General features: G+C 61.3%; 1 protein-coding gene. It reads right to left on the reverse strand.

The window, feature by feature from the left end; all coding sequences use genetic code 11:
• Window position 1: 1 nt before the first annotated feature.
• The coding region (tuf, locus tag IB243_RS26960) for an elongation factor Tu (protein WP_198928090.1) at window positions 2-1,159 on the reverse strand (1,158 nt) is incomplete at its 5' end.

The raw sequence follows: 1,159 nt of genomic DNA on the forward strand, positions 1-1,159 counted from the left end.
ATTACGCGAGGATCTTGGCCACGACGCCAGCGCCCACGGTACGGCCACCTTCGCGGATAGCGAAGCGCAGGCCTTCTTCCATGGCGATGGGGTTGATCAGCTTCACAGTGATCGACACGTTGTCACCAGGCATGACCATTTCCTTGTCGGCTGGCAGCTCGATGGCACCAGTGACGTCGGTCGTGCGGAAGTAGAACTGAGGACGGTAGTTGTTGAAGAAAGGCGTGTGACGGCCGCCTTCGTCCTTGCTCAGAACGTACACCTCAGCGGTGAAGTGGGTGTGGGGCTTGATCGAGCCGGGCTTGCACAGCACTTGGCCGCGTTCCACGTCTTCGCGCTTGGTGCCGCGCAGCAGCAGGCCAACGTTGTCGCCAGCCTGGCCTTGGTCCAGCAGCTTGCGGAACATTTCCACGCCGGTGCAGGTGGTCTTGACGGTGTCCTTGATACCGACGATTTCGATTTCTTCGCCGACCTTGACAATACCGCGTTCGATACGACCGGTCACCACGGTGCCGCGACCGGAGATCGAGAACACGTCTTCCACAGGCATCAGGAAGGCGCCGTCCACAGCGCGCTCTGGCGTGGGGATGTAGGTGTCCAGGGCTTCGGCCAGCTTCATGATGGCTTCTTCACCCAGAGGACCCTTGTCGCCTTCCAGGGCGAGCTTGGCAGAACCGCGAATGATCGGGGTGTCGTCGCCAGGGAAGTTGTACTTGTCGAGGAGCTCGCGCACTTCCATTTCGACGAGTTCCAGCAGTTCTTCGTCGTCCACCATGTCGCACTTGTTCAGGAACACGATGATGTAAGGCACGCCCACCTGGCGGGCCAGCAGGATGTGCTCACGGGTCTGGGGCATGGGGCCGTCAGCGGCCGAGCACACCAGAATGGCGCCGTCCATCTGGGCAGCACCGGTGATCATGTTCTTCACATAGTCGGCGTGGCCTGGGCAGTCCACGTGGGCGTAGTGGCGGTTGGCCGTTTCGTATTCCACGTGGGCGGTGTTGATCGTGATACCGCGGGCCTTTTCTTCGGGCGCTGCATCGATCTGGTCGTATGCCTTGGCTTCGCCGCCGAACTTGGAGGACAGCACGGTAGCAATCGCTGCCGTCAGCGTGGTCTTGCCGTGGTCCACGTGGCCGATCGTGCCCACGTTGACGTG

It is taken from the genome of Acidovorax sp. ACV01, assembly GCF_014851495.1.
GTDB lineage: Bacteria > Pseudomonadota > Gammaproteobacteria > Burkholderiales > Burkholderiaceae_C > Acidovorax > Acidovorax radicis.